Source organism: Oceanicella actignis (assembly GCF_008124525.1).
In the GTDB taxonomy this organism is placed as follows: Bacteria; Pseudomonadota; Alphaproteobacteria; order Rhodobacterales; family Rhodobacteraceae; genus Oceanicella; species Oceanicella actignis.
Genome location: NZ_VNHJ01000001.1, coordinates 129,844 through 146,421, shown reverse-complemented (window position 1 = coordinate 146,421; position 16,578 = coordinate 129,844). Strand labels below are relative to the sequence as shown.

Annotated in this window: 17 protein-coding genes; 3 read left to right on the top strand and 14 right to left on the bottom strand. The window is 71.1% G+C overall.

Annotation, left to right across the window (positions count from 1 at the left end):
- Positions 1–6: 6 nt before the first annotated feature.
- Complete coding sequence (locus tag LY05_RS00640) at positions 7–348, bottom strand: hypothetical protein (protein WP_072746421.1); 342 nt, start codon at positions 346–348, stop codon at positions 7–9.
- The gene (dapD, locus tag LY05_RS00635; RefSeq protein ID WP_148921734.1) at positions 348–1,175 is read right to left on the bottom strand and encodes a 2,3,4,5-tetrahydropyridine-2,6-dicarboxylate N-succinyltransferase; all 828 of its coding nucleotides are present in this window, start codon (positions 1,173–1,175) and stop codon (positions 348–350) included. Before dapD ends, LY05_RS00640 begins: the two co-directional genes overlap by 1 nt.
- A gap of 103 nt (positions 1,176–1,278) precedes the next feature.
- On the opposite strand from dapD, the gene LY05_RS00630 reads away from it, so the two are divergent.
- Positions 1,279–2,124, top strand: coding sequence for an LOG family protein (locus tag LY05_RS00630; protein WP_148921733.1), 846 nt, complete (start codon positions 1,279–1,281; stop codon positions 2,122–2,124).
- A 69-nt stretch (positions 2,125–2,193) separates the two neighbouring features.
- The gene (gene moaA / locus LY05_RS00625) at positions 2,194–3,207 is read left to right on the top strand and encodes a GTP 3',8-cyclase MoaA (protein ID WP_072746424.1); all 1,014 of its coding nucleotides are present in this window, start codon (positions 2,194–2,196) and stop codon (positions 3,205–3,207) included.
- 33 nt (positions 3,208–3,240) lie between these two features.
- Here moaA and recA read toward each other — a convergent pair whose 3' ends face one another.
- Complete coding sequence (gene recA, locus LY05_RS00620; protein WP_072746425.1) at positions 3,241–4,299, bottom strand: recombinase RecA; 1,059 nt, start codon at positions 4,297–4,299, stop codon at positions 3,241–3,243.
- A 459-nt stretch (positions 4,300–4,758) separates the two neighbouring features.
- Here recA and LY05_RS00615 point away from each other — a divergent pair, with 459 nt between their 5' ends.
- A complete protein-coding gene (locus LY05_RS00615) occupies positions 4,759–5,541 on the top strand; it encodes a hypothetical protein (RefSeq protein ID WP_148921732.1) in 783 nt (260 codons plus the stop codon).
- A gap of 96 nt (positions 5,542–5,637) precedes the next feature.
- On the opposite strand, the gene upp is transcribed toward LY05_RS00615, so the two are convergent.
- From upp to LY05_RS00560, 11 genes are read right to left on the bottom strand one after another with little or no spacing between them, the layout of a single operon-like run.
- Positions 5,638–6,270 (bottom strand): uracil phosphoribosyltransferase, encoded by a 633-nt coding sequence (gene upp, locus LY05_RS00610; protein WP_072746427.1) that lies wholly within the window; start codon positions 6,268–6,270, stop codon positions 5,638–5,640.
- 31 nt (positions 6,271–6,301) lie between these two features.
- Positions 6,302–7,291: an adenosine deaminase gene (add, locus tag LY05_RS00605; RefSeq protein WP_148921731.1), complete on the bottom strand. Its 990-nt coding sequence runs from the start codon at positions 7,289–7,291 to the stop codon at positions 6,302–6,304.
- Complete coding sequence (locus LY05_RS00600) at positions 7,288–8,607, bottom strand: phosphopentomutase (protein WP_072746429.1); 1,320 nt, start codon at positions 8,605–8,607, stop codon at positions 7,288–7,290. The genes add and LY05_RS00600 overlap by 4 nt, the downstream gene beginning before the upstream one ends.
- Complete coding sequence (deoA, locus tag LY05_RS00595) at positions 8,604–9,944, bottom strand: thymidine phosphorylase (protein WP_148921730.1); 1,341 nt, start codon at positions 9,942–9,944, stop codon at positions 8,604–8,606. Before deoA ends, LY05_RS00600 begins: the two co-directional genes overlap by 4 nt.
- 24 nt (positions 9,945–9,968) lie before the next feature.
- A complete protein-coding gene (gene deoC, locus LY05_RS00590; protein ID WP_148921729.1) occupies positions 9,969–10,727 on the bottom strand; it encodes a deoxyribose-phosphate aldolase in 759 nt (252 codons plus the stop codon).
- The gene (locus tag LY05_RS00585; RefSeq protein ID WP_148921728.1) at positions 10,724–11,509 is read right to left on the bottom strand and encodes a purine-nucleoside phosphorylase; all 786 of its coding nucleotides are present in this window, start codon (positions 11,507–11,509) and stop codon (positions 10,724–10,726) included. Before LY05_RS00585 ends, deoC begins: the two co-directional genes overlap by 4 nt.
- On the bottom strand, positions 11,506–11,901 hold the full coding sequence (locus LY05_RS00580) for a cytidine deaminase (RefSeq protein ID WP_148921727.1): 396 nt from the start codon (positions 11,899–11,901) through the stop codon (positions 11,506–11,508). Before LY05_RS00580 ends, LY05_RS00585 begins: the two co-directional genes overlap by 4 nt.
- A 51-nt stretch (positions 11,902–11,952) precedes the next feature.
- Entirely contained in the window at positions 11,953–12,918 is a 966-nt protein-coding gene (locus LY05_RS00575) for an ABC transporter permease (protein WP_148921726.1), read from the bottom strand.
- Complete coding sequence (locus LY05_RS00570) at positions 12,918–14,021, bottom strand: ABC transporter permease (protein WP_148921725.1); 1,104 nt, start codon at positions 14,019–14,021, stop codon at positions 12,918–12,920. Before LY05_RS00570 ends, LY05_RS00575 begins: the two co-directional genes overlap by 1 nt.
- Complete coding sequence (locus LY05_RS00565; RefSeq protein WP_148921724.1) at positions 14,018–14,923, bottom strand: GIY-YIG nuclease family protein; 906 nt, start codon at positions 14,921–14,923, stop codon at positions 14,018–14,020. The genes LY05_RS00570 and LY05_RS00565 overlap by 4 nt, the downstream gene beginning before the upstream one ends.
- 31 nt (positions 14,924–14,954) lie before the next feature.
- Positions 14,955–16,475 (bottom strand): ABC transporter ATP-binding protein, encoded by a 1,521-nt coding sequence (locus LY05_RS00560; protein ID WP_148921723.1) that lies wholly within the window; start codon positions 16,473–16,475, stop codon positions 14,955–14,957.
- Positions 16,476–16,578 lie beyond the last annotated feature (103 nt).

Genomic DNA, 16,578 nt, shown 5'->3' with positions numbered 1-16,578 from the left:
CGGGGGTCAGTCGTAGAAGGGCGTGGCCTGGGCGACGATCACGGCGTTCTCCTCGAGCGCGCGGCGCATCAGCGCGCGGTCCTCGTCGCCGATCACATGGCCCTCGGCCTCGCGCTCGTCGAGCGTGCCGTAGCCCTGCACCTCGAGCGGGGCGAGCCCCGCCTGGCGCAGCACGGCCACGGTCTCGCGCACGGCCTCGGCCTCGTCCACGCCGCTGGCGTAGCACATCAGCGCCGCGCCGGTCGAACCCTCGGGCAGGCCGTCGCCCTCGGCCCGGCCGACATCGACCAGCAGCGTGTAGACCTTTTGCTTGCCGCGCCGCGGGGCGCCCTGTTCCTGATCGGCCATCAGTCGCGCAGAAGCTCGTTGATCGAGGTCTTGGAGCGCGTGCGCGCGTCCACCCGCTTGACGATCACGGCGCAATACAGGTTGACCCCGCCCTTCGACGGCGCCGTGCCCGCGACGACCACCGAATAGGGCGGCACCTCGCCATAGAACACCTGGCCGGTCTCGCGGTCGATGATCTTGGTGGACTGGCCCAGGAACACGCCCATGCCCAGCACCGATCCCTGACGCACGATCACGCCCTCGACCACCTCCGAGCGCGCGCCGATGAAGCAGTCGTCCTCGATGATGGTCGGCGCGGCCTGCATGGGCTCGAGCACGCCGCCGATGCCCACGCCGCCCGACAGGTGCACGTTGCGCCCGATCTGCGCGCACGAGCCGACGGTGGCCCAGGTGTCGACCATGGTCCCCTCGCCCACATAGGCGCCCAGATTGACGAAGCAGGGCATCAGCACCGCCCCCGGCGCGATGTAGGCCGAGCGGCGCACCACGCAGTTGGGCACGGCGCGGAACCCGGCCGCGCGCCAGCGCGCCGCGTCCCAGCCCTCGAACTTCGAGGGCACCTTGTCCCACCAGCCGCTGGCACCGGGCCCGCCGGGAATCACCTGCATGTCGTTGAGCCGGAAGGACAGCAGCACCGCCTTCTTGAGCCACTGATGCACGGTCCAGACGCCGTCCTCGCCGCGCGAGGCGACGCGCGCGCGGCCCGAGTCGAGCAGCTCGAGCGCGGCCTCGACGGCGTCGCGCGCCTCGCCCTTCGTGTCGGGGCCAAGCGCGTCGCGCTCTTCCCAGGCGGCTTCGATGGCGGCTTCGAGCGCGGCGTGTTCCATTCTCGTCCCTGCTTTTGCTGTTACGGTCGTTTCACCGCTTGGCTATAGAGACGTCTGAGCGCGCGCGCAATCGCCGCGCCCACATGCGAAGGGATCCCATGCGATGAAGAAAGGCGAGGAGCGCCACTCGATCTTCCGTTCCGCCGAAGAGGACATCGACGCCGCCCTGCGTCAGCCGCTGACGCCGCAAAGCGCGTCGCCCTCCTACCGGCTGGCCTTCCAGGATCTGGATTTCCTCAAGCGCGACGAGCTGCGCCCGGTGCGCCTTCAGCTCGAGCTTCTGAAGATCGAGATGCTGCTGACCGAGGCGGGGGTCGAATCGACCGTGGTGCTGTTCGGCGGCGCGCGCATCCCCGCCCCCGAGCATCGCGACACGGCGCGCACGCCCATGCTGGCCGAGCTGACGCGCTATTACGACGAGGCGCGGCGCTTCGCGCGGCTGTGCACCGAGGCCTCGATCGCCGAGGGCGGGCGCCATCACGTGGTCGTCACCGGCGGCGGCCCCGGCGTGATGGAGGCCGGCAACCGCGGCGCGGCCGAGGCGGGCGGGCGCTCGATCGGCCTCGGCATCGTTCTGCCCTTCGAGAACGCGCCCAACGCCTACGTCACCCCCGAGCTGAGCTTCAACTTCCACTACTTCGCCATCCGCAAGATGCACTTCCTGATGCGGGCCGAGGCGATCGCGGTGTTTCCGGGCGGCTTCGGCACGCTGGACGAGCTGTTCGAGACGCTGACCCTGATCCAGACCCGCCGCATGGCGCCGGTGCCCGTCCTGCTGTTCGGCGAGGAATTCTGGCGCGGCATCGTCAACTGGCAGATGCTGGCCGAGGCGGGCACCATCTCGCCCGAGGATCTGGAGCTGTTCCACTTCGTCGACAGCGCCGAGCAGGCGTGGGAGCTGCTGCGCGATTCGAGCGTGCGCCGCCCCCTGCCCCCGCCCACGCGCTGAAGGGCCCGAAGGCGCCGCTTGCCGCCCCGCCGCGCGGGCGCTAGCTTGCTGGGCAACGGAGGACACCGCATGCAAGATGCCGCCCCCACGCTCATCGACCCGTTCATGCGCGCCATCACCTATCTGCGGGTGTCGGTGACGGATCGCTGCGATTTCCGCTGCGTCTACTGCATGTCCGAGAACATGACCTTCCTGCCCAAGAAGGACCTGCTCACCCTCGAGGAGCTGGACCGGCTGTGCTCGGTCTTCGTCGGGCTGGGGGTGCGCAAGCTGCGCGTGACGGGCGGCGAGCCGCTGGTGCGGCGCGACATCATGCGCTTCTTCGAGGCCATGAGCCGCCACCTCGAAAGCGGCGCGCTGGACGAGCTGACGCTGACCACCAACGGCTCGCAGCTGCGGCGCTTCGCCGGGCGGCTGCATGCGGCGGGGGTGCGGCGGGTGAACGTGTCGCTGGACACGCTCGACCCCGACCGCTTCGCGCGCATCACGCGCTGGGGCCGCTTCGCGCAGGTGATGGACGGCATCGACGCCGCCCAGGAAGCGGGGCTTCGGGTCAAGATCAACGCGGTGGCGCTGCGCGGCGTCAACGACGACGAGATCCACCGCATGGTCGAATGGTGCGGCGCGCGCGACATGGACCTGACCTTCATCGAGGTCATGCCCATGGGCGACATCGGCAACGAGGACCGCCTCGACCAGTATTATTCGCTCAAGGACCTCAGGCGCGATCTCGAAAGCCGCTGGACGCTGACCGATCTCGACCACCGCACGGGCGGCCCCGCACGCTATGTCCGCGTCGAGGAGACGGGCGGGATGGTGGGCTTCATCACGCCGCTCACCCACAATTTCTGCGAAAGCTGCAACCGCGTGCGCCTGACCTGCACCGGCCAGCTCTTCATGTGCCTGGGGCAGGACGACGACGCGGATCTGCGCGCGGTGCTGCGCGCCACCGACGACGACGAGGCCCTGCGCGAAGCGATCCGCGGCGCGATCGCGCGCAAGCCCAAGGGCCATGATTTCGACTATTCGCGCCAGCGCGTCGACGGAACCGTCTCGCGCCACATGAGCGTGACGGGCGGCTGAAGGCGCCGCCCGGGCCGCTTCATCCCCGCCGCCTCAGTCCAGAACGGGATCGGGCTCGTCGCGCATGGCGAAGTCCAGCCCGTGCGCGGCGCGGATCTTGTCCTCGATCTCGCGCGCGATGTCGGGGTTCTCCTTGAGGAAGTTCTTGGCGTTCTCGCGCCCCTGCCCGATGCGCTGATCGCCGTAGGAGAACCACGAGCCCGATTTCTCGACCACGCCGGCCTTGACGCCCAGGTCGATCAGCTCGCCGGTCTTCGAGATGCCCTCGCCATACATGATGTCGAACTCGACCTGCTTGAAGGGCGGCGCGACCTTGTTCTTGACCACCTTGACGCGGGTCTGGTTGCCCACCACCTCGTCGCGGTCCTTGATCGAGCCGATGCGCCGGATGTCGAGCCGCACCGAGGAATAGAACTTGAGCGCGTTGCCGCCGGTGGTCGTCTCGGGGCTGCCGAACATGACGCCGATCTTCATGCGGATCTGGTTGATGAAGATCACCATGCATTTCGACCGCGCGATCGAGCCGGTCAGCTTGCGCATCGCCTGGCTCATGAGCCGCGCCTGGACGCCGACCGAGCTGTCGCCCATGTCGCCCTCGAGCTCGGATTTCGGCGTCAGCGCGGCGACCGAGTCGACCACCACCACCGAAACCGCGCCCGAGCGCACCAGCGTGTCGGTGATCTCGAGCGCCTGCTCGCCAGCGTCGGGCTGCGAGATGAGCAGCTCGTCCACATCCACGCCCAGCTTGCGCGCATAGGTCGGGTCAAGCGCGTGCTCGGCGTCCACGAAGGCGCAGATGCCGCCCTGTTTCTGCTTCTCGGCGATGACATGCAGCGCCAGCGTCGTCTTGCCCGAGCTTTCGGGGCCGTAGATCTCGATGATGCGGCCCATCGGAAGCCCGCCGATGCCCAGCGCGATGTCGAGGCCCAGCGAGCCGGTCGACACCGCCTCGATATCCATCGCGGTCTGCTGCCCGAGCTTCATGATCGAGCCCTTGCCGAAGTTGCGCTCGATCTGCGCAAGGGCCGATTCCAGGGCCTTCTGCTTGTCCATGCCGCGAGTTCCGTTCAATTCCAGGATGCTTTGGCTCATCGCCGTCATTCCTTATTTCACAGCCGCGGCGACGGCGCAATCGCACGCCGCGTTCCGCGTTCGTTCCCGACATTAACCATCAAACGAAGCGGGAACAAGGCCGCGCCGGTTCGAATCGATTTGAACGGAATTCGGTTAAAATTTCCTTCCACGCCCCGGCGCCCCCGCCTTCGGGTTCATCCCGCGCCGCTTCCGCGGTGCTTTTCGCCCATGCGGCCCCTTCCCTTCGACGCGCGACGTGGTATTATGCCCATGAGCGCCGCGACAGCCTCGCAGGCGCCGGGGTTCAAGCGAACCGGGTTCAGCGTAAGACATTTCATCGGCAGCGTTGCGCGCACGGCGAAGCCGGACGCATTGGCCGCAGGGTCGTCGTTTCGACCCGCTCGTTTTCTTGCGTTCAACCTGGCGGCGCATTCGTCGAAGCCGCATCGCGTTGAAGCATGGACCCAGGAGGTTTTCATGACCTGTGCACGAATTGGCGCGCTGGCGTTGTCCGCCGCGCTCGCCGCAGCTGCGATGACCACGGGCGCCAGCGCGCTCACCGTCACGCAAAGCTGGTTCGGCGAGACCGAGGGCGGCAGTCCCGTCATCCCGACCAGCGGCCCGGCGCTGAGCGCCCATGACGCCTTCCTCGGCGCGCTCGAAAGCAGCGACGTCGCCGATTTCGAAGGCCTTGACGACGGCACGCAGCTGTCCACGACCAACGGCGCCGGCGCCGGCTGGACCACCTATGGCGGCGCGACCTTCTCGGACAACGGGCTGGGCGGCCCCGCCCGGATCCGGACCGGCATCACGGCGAACGAACAATACTACTCGTCGCCCGAGAATTTCGTCCTCATCGGCTCGGGCGGGCAGATCACCATCGATCTCGGCCTGTCGGGCGCCAACGCCTTCGGCCTTTACGCCACGGATGTGGGCGATTTCGGCGATTCGCTGATGATCGAGGCGCTGTCCTACGACGGCTCGCTCAACCCGATCTGGACCGAGCTGGGCAACCTCGCCACCACCTCGGCCGATCCGAAGTCGAACCTGCTTTTCGCCGGCTTCACGACCGACGAGAACTTCTTCGGCCTGCGCCTGACCGTCAGCAACGTTCGGGGCAACGACCAGTTCGGCCTCGACGACTTCATCCTCGGCTCGACGCCCGGCGCGGCCACGGTGCCGATCCCCGGCGCGGGGCTGCTGCTGCTGTCCGGGCTGGCGGGCCTGGCGGGGCTGGGGGCGAGGCGGCGGGCGGTCTGATCCGCCCCGCCTGAACGCCCATACCTGAACGCCGCAAGCAAGATGACGGGCCGGAGCCGCCAGGCTCCGGCCCGCGTCATTCGCGCCGCCGGGCGCTCACTTGGTGCCGAACATCCGGTCGCCCGCATCGCCAAGGCCGGGCAGGATATAGCCCTTCTCGTTCAGCCTCTCGTCCAGGGCGGCGGTGATGATGGGCACGTCCGGGTGGGCCTCCTTCATGCGGGCCACGCCCTCGGGGGCGGCCAGAAGGCACAGGAAGCGAATGTCGCGCGCCCCCGCCTCCTTGAGCAGCGTCACCGCCGCGGCCGACGAGTTGCCCGTCGCCAGCATCGGGTCGAGCACGATCACCGGCCGGTCGGCAAGATCCTTGGGAACCTTGAAGTAATACTGCACGGGCTGGAGCGTCTCCTCGTCGCGATAGAGCCCCACGAACCCTACCCGCGCCGAGGGCACCAGCTCGAGCACGCCGTCCAGCAGCCCGTTGCCCGCGCGCAGGATCGAGACCAGCGCCACCTTCTTGCCCGCCAGGACGGGGGCTTCGGTCTCCTGCAGGGGCGTCTCGACGGTGGTCGTGGTCATGGGCAGGTCGCGCAGCGCCTCGTAGCCCAGCAGCAGGCTGATCTCGCGCAGCAGGCGGCGGAACTTGCCGGTCGAGGCGTCCTTGTCGCGCATGTAGGTCAGCTTGTGCTGCACCAGCGGGTGGTCGACGATGGTCAGATGCTTGGTCATGCCTGTGTCCTGCGGTTGGAAGAGGGCGCGTTCATGCCGCGGCGAGCCGCGCGCCAAGGCGCCGCTTGAGGTCGGGCGCGCAGAAGGCCGCGTCGAGCGCGGCGCGCGCCAGGGCGAGGTGGTCGTCGGGGCCGTAGCCGAAATGGCGCGAGAGCATCTCGTGCTCGCGCGTCATGTCGGTGTCGAAGAAGGGCGGGTCGTCGGTCGAGACCGTCACCCGCACCCCCGCACGGCGCAGCGCGTCGATCGGGTGCGCGGCCCAGTCCGGCACGACGCCCAGCGCCACGTTCGAGCCCGGGCAGACCGCCAGCGGCACGCCCTCGCGCGCAAGCCGCGCGACCAGGTCGGGGTCCTCGACGGCGCGCACCCCATGATCGACGCGGTCGAGGCCCAGCGCGTCCAGCGCGCGGCGGACGCTGTCGGCGCCGCCGAATTCGCCGGCATGGGCGGTCAGCTTCAGCCCCGCCTCGCGCGCCAGCGCGAAGGCGGGGGCGAAATCGGCCGGGTCGAACATGCGCTCGTCCCCCGCCATGCCGAAGCCGACGATGCGCGGATCCTCGGCCGCGACGGCAAGGCGGGCGGCGCGCATCGCCGCCTCGGGCCCCAGCCCGCGCACGCACAGGGGAATGAACCGCGCGACGATGCCGCAGGCCGCCTCGGCCGCGGCCGCGCCTTCGCAAATGGCGGCCAGATACTCGGCCCAGGCGACGGGATCGGCGCCCGCGTGATCGGGCGAGATGAAGATCTCGGCATAGATCACGCCATGCGCGGCGCATTCGCGCAGCACCGCCTCGGCCAGGTCGCGGTTGTCCTGCGGCGTGTCGAACAGCGCCGCCACCGCGTCATAGGCGGCCAGGAAGCTGGAGAAGTCGGACCAGGCGTAGCGCCCCGTGCGCGGGTCGATCAGCGCATCGATCGAGCGGCCCTTGCGCGCGGCAAGGGCGCGCGCGAAGGCGGGCGGGGCCGCGCCCTCCATGTGCAGGTGCAGCTCGATCTTGGGAATGGCGCGCAGGTCGCTCATGCGCCCTCCTCGCGGCCCGGGGCGACGGCGAAGGGGCCAAGCGCGGTCTCGGGCGCGGCGCGCCAGGCGCCGCTCTCGGCCGGCGCCAGCATCGCGCGGCCATGCGGCCCCGCCGGCAGGCCAAGCCAGCGCGCCGCCGTCTCGGCCACATCCGCAAAGCGCCGCAGACCCGCCGAGCCGGGCCGCAGGCGCGCGCCGCGGCACAGAATGGGCACGCGCTCGCGCGTGTGGTCCGTGCCGCGCCAGGTGGGATCGTTGCCATGGTCGGCGGCGACGATCATCAGATCCTGGTCGCCCATGGCGGCGAACAGCTCGGGCAGGCGCGCGTCGAAGGCCTCGATGGCGCGGGCATAGCCGGACACGTCGCGGCGGTGGCCGTAAAGGCTGTCGAAATCGACGAAATTCGCGAAGATCAGATCCCCCGGCCCGGCGTCGCGCATGGCCTCGAGCGTGCGATCGCACAGCGCCATGTCGTCGGCCCCCTTGAGCACGGCGCCGATGCCGCGCCCGGCGAAGATGTCGGCGATCTTGCCCACGCCGAAGACCTGCCGCCCCGCCTCGAGCGCGCGGTCGCACAGGGTGGGTTCGGGCGGCGGGGTCGAGAAATCCTTGCGGTTGGCCGTGCGCCGAAAGCCCGTGGCCGGATCGCCCAGGAAGGGCCGCGCGATGACGCGCCCGACATTGAGCTCGTCGGCCAGCTCGCGCGCGATGCGGCAGAGCTCGTAAAGCCGCTCGAGCCCGAAGGCCTGCTCATGCGCCGCGATCTGGATCACGCTGTCGGCCGAGGTGTAGATGATGGGCTTGCCCGTGCGCAGGCTTTCGGCGCCCAGCTCGTCGAGTATCTCGGTGCCCGAGGCGTGCTTGTTCCCCAGCAGCCCCGGCAGGCCGGCGCGGCGGATCAGCGCGTCGGTCAGCCGCTCGGGCAGCGCGGGCACGGCGCGCGGGAAATAGTGCCAGTCGCGGCGCATCGGCGCGCCGGCCAGCTCCCAATGGCCGGTGATGGTGTCCTTGCCGGCCGAGAACTCCTGCCCCGCGCCGTAGACGCCCTGGAACGGCCCCGTGGCCTCGAGCCCCGGCGGCGTCGCGCCGCAGGCGATGCGGCAGGCTTCGCCAAGCCCCATCGCCGTCAGGTTGGGCGCACGCAGCGGACCCGAGCGGCCCTCCTCGGCGCGGCCCTCGGCGCAGGCCTGGGCGATGTGCGGGACGGTGGCGGCGCCCTCGTCGTCGCCGTCGCCGTTGCGAAACAGCGCCGCGTCCGGGGCGCCCCCGACGCCGACGCTGTCCATGACCAGGATGAGGACGCGGCCCGCGCTCATCGCGCCGCCTCCGGGCCCGCCACGTCCTCGGGGCCGATGCGGCCAAGAATGAGCGGGCGCTCGGGCGGCGCCTGGTCGCCGACCTGGTAGGCGGCGCGCAGGCGCGCGGCGGCGGCCTCGGCGGCGGCCTCGTCGGCGGCATGGATGCGCGCCAGCGGCCGGTCGGGCCCCACCGCCGCGCCCAGCGGCGCCAGCTGGTCAAGACCCACGGCCAGGTCGATGTCGTCCTCGGGGCGCCGGCGCCCGCCGCCCAGCTCGACCACCGCGTTGCCCACGGCGCGCAGGTCGATGGCGCGCACGATCCCCTCGCGCGCGGGCGGCGCGTCGCGCACCACCGGCGCGGCGGGCAGGTATTCCATGAAGCGCTCGACGAAATCGACCGGCCCGCCCAGCGCCGCGCACATCATGCCGAAGCGCTCGGCCGCGGCGCCCGACTCGAAGCTGCGGGCGATGCGCGCGCGCCCGTCCTCGGCGCTGGGCGCGACGCCGGTCAGCGCCAGCAGCTCGCCGCCCAGCGCGACGGTCACGTCCCACAGATGGGGGTCGATCTCGGCGCCGACGAGAAATCGCATCGCGTTCGCCACCTCGAGCGCATTGCCCGCCGCCGAGGCCAGGGGCTCGTTCATGTCGGTCAGCAGCGCCGCCGTGCGGCAGCCCGCGCCGTTGGCGACCGCGACCAGGCTTTGCGCCAGGGCGCGGGCCTCGGCCTCGGTCTGCATGAAGGCGCCCGTGCCGGTCTTGACGTCGAGAACCAGCGCGTCCAGCCCGGCGGCCAGCTTCTTGGACAGGATAGAGGCGGTGATCAGGTCGATGGACTCGACCGTGCCGGTGACGTCGCGGATGGCGTAAAGGCGCCGGTCGGCGGGGGCGATGTCGTCGGTCTGGCCGATGATCGCGCACCCCGCGCGCGCCACCACGGCCTGAAGCGTGGCGACGTCGGGGCGCACGTCATAGCCCGGAATGGCCGACAGCTTGTCCAGCGTGCCGCCCGTGTGTCCCAGCCCGCGGCCCGAGATCATGGGCACATAGACGCCGCACGCCGCCAGCGCCGGCGCCAGCATGAGCGAGACGTTGTCGCCCACCCCGCCGGTCGAATGCTTGTCCGCCACGGGGCCGGGCAGATCCCAGCGCAGCGTGCGCCCCGAGTCGCGCATGGCCAGCGTCAGCGCCACGCGCTCGTCCACGCTCAGGCCCTGGAAGCAGATGGCCATGGCCAGCGCCGCGGCCTGCCCCTCGGTGACCTCGCCCGTGGTCAGCCCACGGACGAAGAAGCCGATCTCGTCGGGGCTCAGCGCCTGGCCGCGGCGCTTCTTGACGATGATCTCCTGCGGCAGCATGGCGGGTCTCCTGTTACGGGGCGGTCAGTAGCCCTGGGCCGAGGCGGGCGCGTCGCGCCCATCCAGAACGGCCAGCAGCGCATCGAGCAGCCCCGAGGCGCCGATGCGGAAATGCGTCGGGTCGGCCCACCCCGCCCCCATCAGGCGGTCGGCCAGCTCCAGATAGGCGGCGGCCTCGGCGGCCGTGCGCACGCCGCCCGCGGCCTTGAAGCCCACCCCCGGATCGCGCGCGGCGATGACTTCGAGCATGATCTGCGCCGCGCCCAGCGTCGCATTCACCGGCGCCTTGCCGGTCGAGGTCTTGAGGAACCGCGCGCCGCCCTCGATGGCAAGCTCGGCGGCCTGGCGGATCGCGTCGGCATCCTGCAGCACGCCCGTCTCGAGAATCGCCTTGACCGGCGCGCCGCCGGCCGCCCGCACCACGCGCTCGACCGCGGCGGGCACGGCCTGGGGCCGGCCTTCGAGCAGCTGGCGATAGGGGATCACCATGTCGATCTCGTCCGCGCCGTCGGCGATGGCGCGCTCGGTCAGGGCGACGTAGTCCTCGGGGGCGTCCTCGTCGCCGGGAAAGTTCACCACCGTCGCGATCCTGACGTCCGGCGCCAGCAGCGGGCGCGCGGCGGCGACGAAACGCGGCCAGATGCAGATCGCCGCGACCGCGCCATGGGGCGTGACCGCGCGGCCGCACAGCGCCTCGACCCTGGCCAGGTCGCAGTCGTCGGACAGGTCGGTCAGGTCAAGGCAGGCCAGCGCGCGGGCGGCTGCGGCGCGAAGATCGATCATGCGAAGCTCTCCACGAAATGACGCACCAGGGCGCGGAAACGGGTCTGGGCGCGGGCGGCCTCGGTCTTGGTCTCGTCATGGCTCAGCGCCTGGCCGGTCATGCCCGCGGCGAAGTTGGTGATGACCGAGACCGCCGCCACGCGCAAGCCGAAGCGCCGCGCAAGGATCGTTTCCGGCACGGTCGACATGCCCACCGCATCGGCGCCCAGCATGCGGATGGCCTCGATCTCGGCCGGGGTCTCGAAGCTGGGGCCCGAGAACCAGGCGTAGACGCCCTCGAACAGCCCCGCGCCGGCCTCGTGCAGACGCGCGCGCAGCTCGGGGTCGTAGGCGTCCACCATGTTGACGAAGCGCGCGTCGCCCTCTTCGCCGATCAGGGGGTTGAGGCCCGAGAAGTTGATGTGATCGCGGATGATCATGAGCGATCCGGGCGGCATGTCGGCCCGGGTCGAACCGGCCGAGTTGGTCAGCAGAACCGCCTCGGCGCCAAGCGCGCGCAGCGTCTCGATGGGCGTGCGCATGGCGGCCGGATCGCCCTTTTCATAGTAGTGGGCGCGGCCCGACAACAGCGCCACGCGCACCCCGCGCAGCCGCCCCACCGACAGCGCCCCGGCATGGCCCGACACCCCCGAAACCGGAAAGCCCGGAAGCTCGGAAAAGGCGAAGGCGGCGGCGTCCTCGACCTCTTCGGCCAGGGCCCCCAGCCCCGAGCCCAGCACCAGCCCCAGGCGCACGGGCTCGTCGCCGGCGGCTTCGCGGATGATCTGCGCGGCTTGGGTCATCCTTCCTCCAGTCTGAAAACGGCGGGCAGCAGCTCGGCCATGGTCCAGCTGGCGCGCGGCCCGCCAAGATCGCCCGCATGGACCAGCGTCGAGGGGCCGGCGAACTCGGCCAGCCGCTGGCGGCAGCCGCCGCAGGGCGTGATCGGCGGGTCGAGATCGGCCACGACGCAGACCTCGAGGATCTCGCGCTCGCCGGCCATGATCATCTGCGCGATGGCGCTGGTCTCGGCGCACCAGCCCTCGGGATAGGACTGGTTCTCGACATTCGCGCCGACATGGATCGCGCCCGAGGCCGAGCGGATCGCGCAGCCCACCGCGAAGTTCGAGTGCGGCGAATAGGCGCGCGCGCGCGCGGCCAGCGCGGCGGCGTAAAGCTCCTCTTCCGGGGCCATCAGCGCGCCTCCCCGGCAGGAGGCGGCGCGGCGGTTGCTCGGGTCATGACCTCAGCGCTCCTTCACATAGGGCACGCCGCCCGCGCGCGGCGGCCGCGCGGCGCCGATGAAGCCGGCCAGCAGCACCACCGTCAGCAGATAGGGCAGCGCCTGGATCAGCTCGACCGGCGCCGAGCCGATGACCGGCAGCGACACGCCCTGAAGGCGGATCGCGGCGGCGTCGAGAAAGCCGAAAAGAAGACAGGCGAACATGGCCGGAATCGGGCGCCATTTGGCGAAGATCAGCGCCGCCAGGGCGATGAAGCCCTTTCCCGCCGACATGTCCTTGATGAAGCCCGCCGACTGCGCCGTGCTCAGATACGCGCCCGCCGCGCCGCACAGCGCGCCGCAGCACGCCACCGCCAGATAGCGCATCCGCGCCACCGAGATGCCCGCCGTGTCCACCGCGGCGGGGTTCTCGCCCACCGCGCGCAGGCGCAGGCCGAAGCGCGTGCGCCCCAGCGTCCACCAGGTGATCGGCGCCATGGCGAAGGCCAGATAGACCAGGATCGAGTGCCCCGAGATCAGCTCGGACCAGATCCCGCCCAGCACCGGCACGTCGGCCAGCGTCTGCGCCAGCGGCAGCGACAGCTCGCCGAAGCGCTGCTCGGGGCCGAGGGCCGGCGTGCGCCCGCCCTGGCTGAACCAGGCCTGCCCCAGAAGCGCCGTCAGCCCCGCGGCCAGAAAGTTGATCGCCACGCCCGACACGATCTGATTGCCGCGGAAGGTGATGCAGGCCAGCCCGTGCAGCAGCGCCAGCGCGATGCTGACCCCGACCGCCGCCGCCAGCCCGATCCAGGGCGAGCCGAACACGGCCGCGGCCGCCGCGGCGGCGAAGGCGCCCGCCAGCAGCTTGCCCTCGAGACCGATGTCGATGACCCCCGCGCGCTCGGAATACAGACCCGCCAGGCACACCAGCAGCAGCGGCGTCGAAAGCCGCACGGTGGAATCGAGGATCAGGATCGCGGCGTCGAACATCACCCCTCCTCGCGCCGCAGGAACGGCGCCAGCAACCGCGCGACCAGCGGGCGGAACATGAACTCGAGCCCGCCGGCGAACAGCACCACCAGGCCCTGGATGACCACCACCATGTCGCGGGTGATCTGCGGCATCTCGAAGGCCAGCTCGGCGCCGCCCTGATAAAGCGCCCCGAACAGGACCGCCGCCAGCAGCACCCCCAGCGGATGCGCCCGCCCCATCAGCGCCACGGCGATGCCCACGAAGCCCGCCCCGCCGGCAAGGTCGAGGAAGATGCGGTTCTGGTCGCCCATCACCGGGTTCAGCGCCATCAGCCCCGCCAGCCCGCCCGAGATCAGCATGGTGATCACCGTCACCCGCACCGGGTCGATCCCGGCATAGAGCGCCGCCGTGGGATTGGCGCCGAAGGTGCGGATCTCGTAGCCCAGCCGCGTGCGCCAGATCAGCGCCCAGACGAAGACGCAGGCCGCCAGCGCCAGAAGGAAGCTGACGTTGAGCGGCGCGCCCCCCTGCTCGTAGCCCAGCGCCGACATCAGCCAGTCCAGCCTGGGCAGACGGCCCGCCTGCTCGAAGGTGCGCGACTCGGGCGCCATCGCGCCCTCGACCTTGAGCACGTTGACCAACAGATAGACCATCAGCGAGGCGGCCAGGAAGTTGAACATGATCGTCGTGATGACGATATGGCTGCCGCGCCGCGCCTGGAACCAGGCCGGCAGAAAGGCCCAGGCCGCGCCGAAGGCCGCCCCCGCCAGCGCCGCGACCGGCGCGATCAGCCACCACGGCAGCCAGCGGTCCAGCGCCAGGCACGCCAGCCCGACGCCCAGCCCGCCGACATAGGCCTGCCCCTCGCCGCCGATGTTGAACAGCCCGGCATGAAAGGCCACCGCCACCGCCAGCCCGGTGAAGATGAAATTCGTGGCGTAGAACAGCGTGAAGCCCACGCCCTCGCCATATCCGAAGGCGCCCTGCACGATCAGCCGCACGGCCTCGAGCGGGCTTTGCCCGATCAGCGCCACCACCAGCCCCGCCACCAGAAGCGCGGCCGCCAGGTTCAGGAGCGGGATCAGGCCAAGATCGACCCAGCGGGGAAGTTGGGCGTTCATGCGCGGCCCTCCGTCTGCGCTTCCTCATGCTGCCTCAACGTCGCGCCCGAGCCCTTGAGGCGCCAGGCGATGCGCCCGTTGGCCGAGCGCCCATGGATGACGGACGCCGCCGCGCCGGAGCTCGAGAAGGCGAAATCCTGCGCGAAACGCAACGCCCGCCCATCCCGGTCGGGGGCGAGCACCCCCTCGGCCGCAAGCTGCGCGCGCAAGGCGGCATGGCCCGCCGCGCCAGAGCGGCCGCCGCCGCGGGGCGTCGGGGCGGCGGTCGATCCGGCGCGCACGACGAAGGCGTCGTCGGTCATGACCGCCTCGGCCCGCAAGCCCTTCTTCGGGCTTTCCAGATACAGCTCGAGCGCGCCGGGGGACGCCTCGCGGGCGATCGCCGGCTCGCGCAGGAAATCATGCCCCAGAACGGGCATGATGAGGCGGGTCTGCGCGATGAAGAATTCCATGTCCGCAACGTCGCTTTCGGGCAACGCCCCCGACGCGGGATCAGTCCGGTTGTCAAGGATGGCGCGCCGCGATTCCCGCGCGATGGCGGCAAGGCGGTTCTCGAGATAACGCGCATGGGCCTTGGTCAGGTTCTGGTCCTTGCTGGTGACGAGAACGAAGCGCTCGAAGAAATCCTTGGCGGGATCGGCCGCATGCTCCGCGACCCGGCGGCCGACCTCGTCGCTCTCGCCAACGTAGACCCGCCGCCGACCAAGAGAATCTTCGACCTCGCCGATCAGGAAATAGACGCCCGTCTTGCCCGCCTCGTCGCGCCCCAAGGCCCGCGCCAGCGCCGCGCGCGGCGCCGAAAGAACATGGCCGGTCCAGTTCATGATCTCGGCCGTGACGATGCCGCCGGGCGCGCCGTCGGCCAGGAACAGCCGGACCGAAAGCCCGCGCGCGCCCGTCATCGCCGCCCCCCGCGCGTCGGCCGCCGGGCGCTCATGCCGCCCTCCCGGCGCCGACGCCCGACATCAGCAGGCCCAGCTCGCGCTCGTCGGCGGCGGCGTCGCGTTCGCCCATCAGGCGGCCGTCGAACATGACCAGGATGCGGTCCGACAGGGCGCGGATCTCGTCCAGCTCGACCGAAACCAGCAAGATCGCCTTGCCCGCGTCGCGCAGTTCGATGAGGCGGCGGTGGATGGCCTCGATCGCGCCCACATCCACGCCGCGCGTGGGCTGGCCCACGATCAGCACCTCGGGGTCGCGCTCGATCTCGCGCGCCAGCACGATCTTCTGCTGGTTCCCGCCCGAGAAGTTCGCGGTCTTGAGATGCGGATCGGGCGGGCGCACGTCGAAGGCGGCCATCAGCTCGCGGCAGGCCTCGAGCACCCGGCCCTGATCCAGAAACGGACCGTTTCCGTAGCGCGGCGCGCGGTGATAGCCCAGGATCGCGTTCTCGCGCGCGGGAAAGCGCGTGACCAGCCCCATGCGGTGCCGGTCCTCGGGCACATGCGCCAGCCCCATGCGCCGCGCCAGCGCCGGGTCGGGGCGGGCCAGCGGCGCGCCGCAGATCTCGATGCGCCCCGCGCTCAGCGGCCGGATGCCCGCGATCGCCTCGAGCAGCTCTGACTGGCCGTTGCCCGCCACGCCGGCGATGCCGACGATCTCGCCCGCGCGCACCTCGAGCGAGACGCCGCGCAGCCGCTCGACGCCCTGCGCGTCATGAGCGCGCGCATCCGCGACGCGCAGGCGCACCTCGCCCGGGCGCGCGGGGCCCTTGTCCACGCGCAAGAGGACGCGCCGCCCGACCATCAGCTCGGCCAGCTCCTCGACCGAGGTGTCGGCGGTCGCGCGCGTGGCGACCATGCGCCCCGCGCGCATGACCGACACCGCGTCGGTGGCGGCCATGATCTCGCGCAGCTTGTGGGTGATGAGCAGCACCGTCTTGCCCTGCGCGCGCAGCTGGTCGAGGATGCGGAACAGCTGATCGGCCTCGTCGGGGGTCAGCACGCCGGTCGGCTCGTCCAGGATCAGGATCTCGGCGCCGCGATACAGCGCCTTGAGGATCTCGACCCGCTGCTGCTGGCCGACGGGCAGATCGCCCACCACCGCGTCGGGATCGACCTCGAGCCCGTATTCGCGCGCCAGGCGCGCAAGCTCGGCGCGCGCGCGCGCCGAGCCGCCGCGCAGAAGCCGCCCGCCCTCGGCGCCCAGCATGACGTTCTCGAGCACGGTGAAGGGTTCGACCAGCATGAAGTGCTGGTGCACCATGCCGATGCCCAGCGCGATGGCGGCCTGGCTGTCGGGAATGCGCACGCGGCGCCCGTTCACGCGGATCTCGCCGCGATCGGCCTGGTAGAAGCCGTAGAGGATCGACATCAGGGTCGACTTGCCGGCGCCGTTCTCGCCGACGATGCCGTGGATCGTGCCCTTCTCGACCCGCAGGTTGATGTCGCGGTTGGCGTGGACGGGGCCGAAGCTCTTGTCCACGCCGACAAGTTCGATGGCAGGCGCCGTCATGCGATGCTCCTCCCGCCGACGCCGGCACGGCGCCGCTCGAATTGACGGTAGCCCTCCGGGCGGCGCGGGGAAAGCCCGCAGGCGCCGCGGTCCCGAGGCGAAG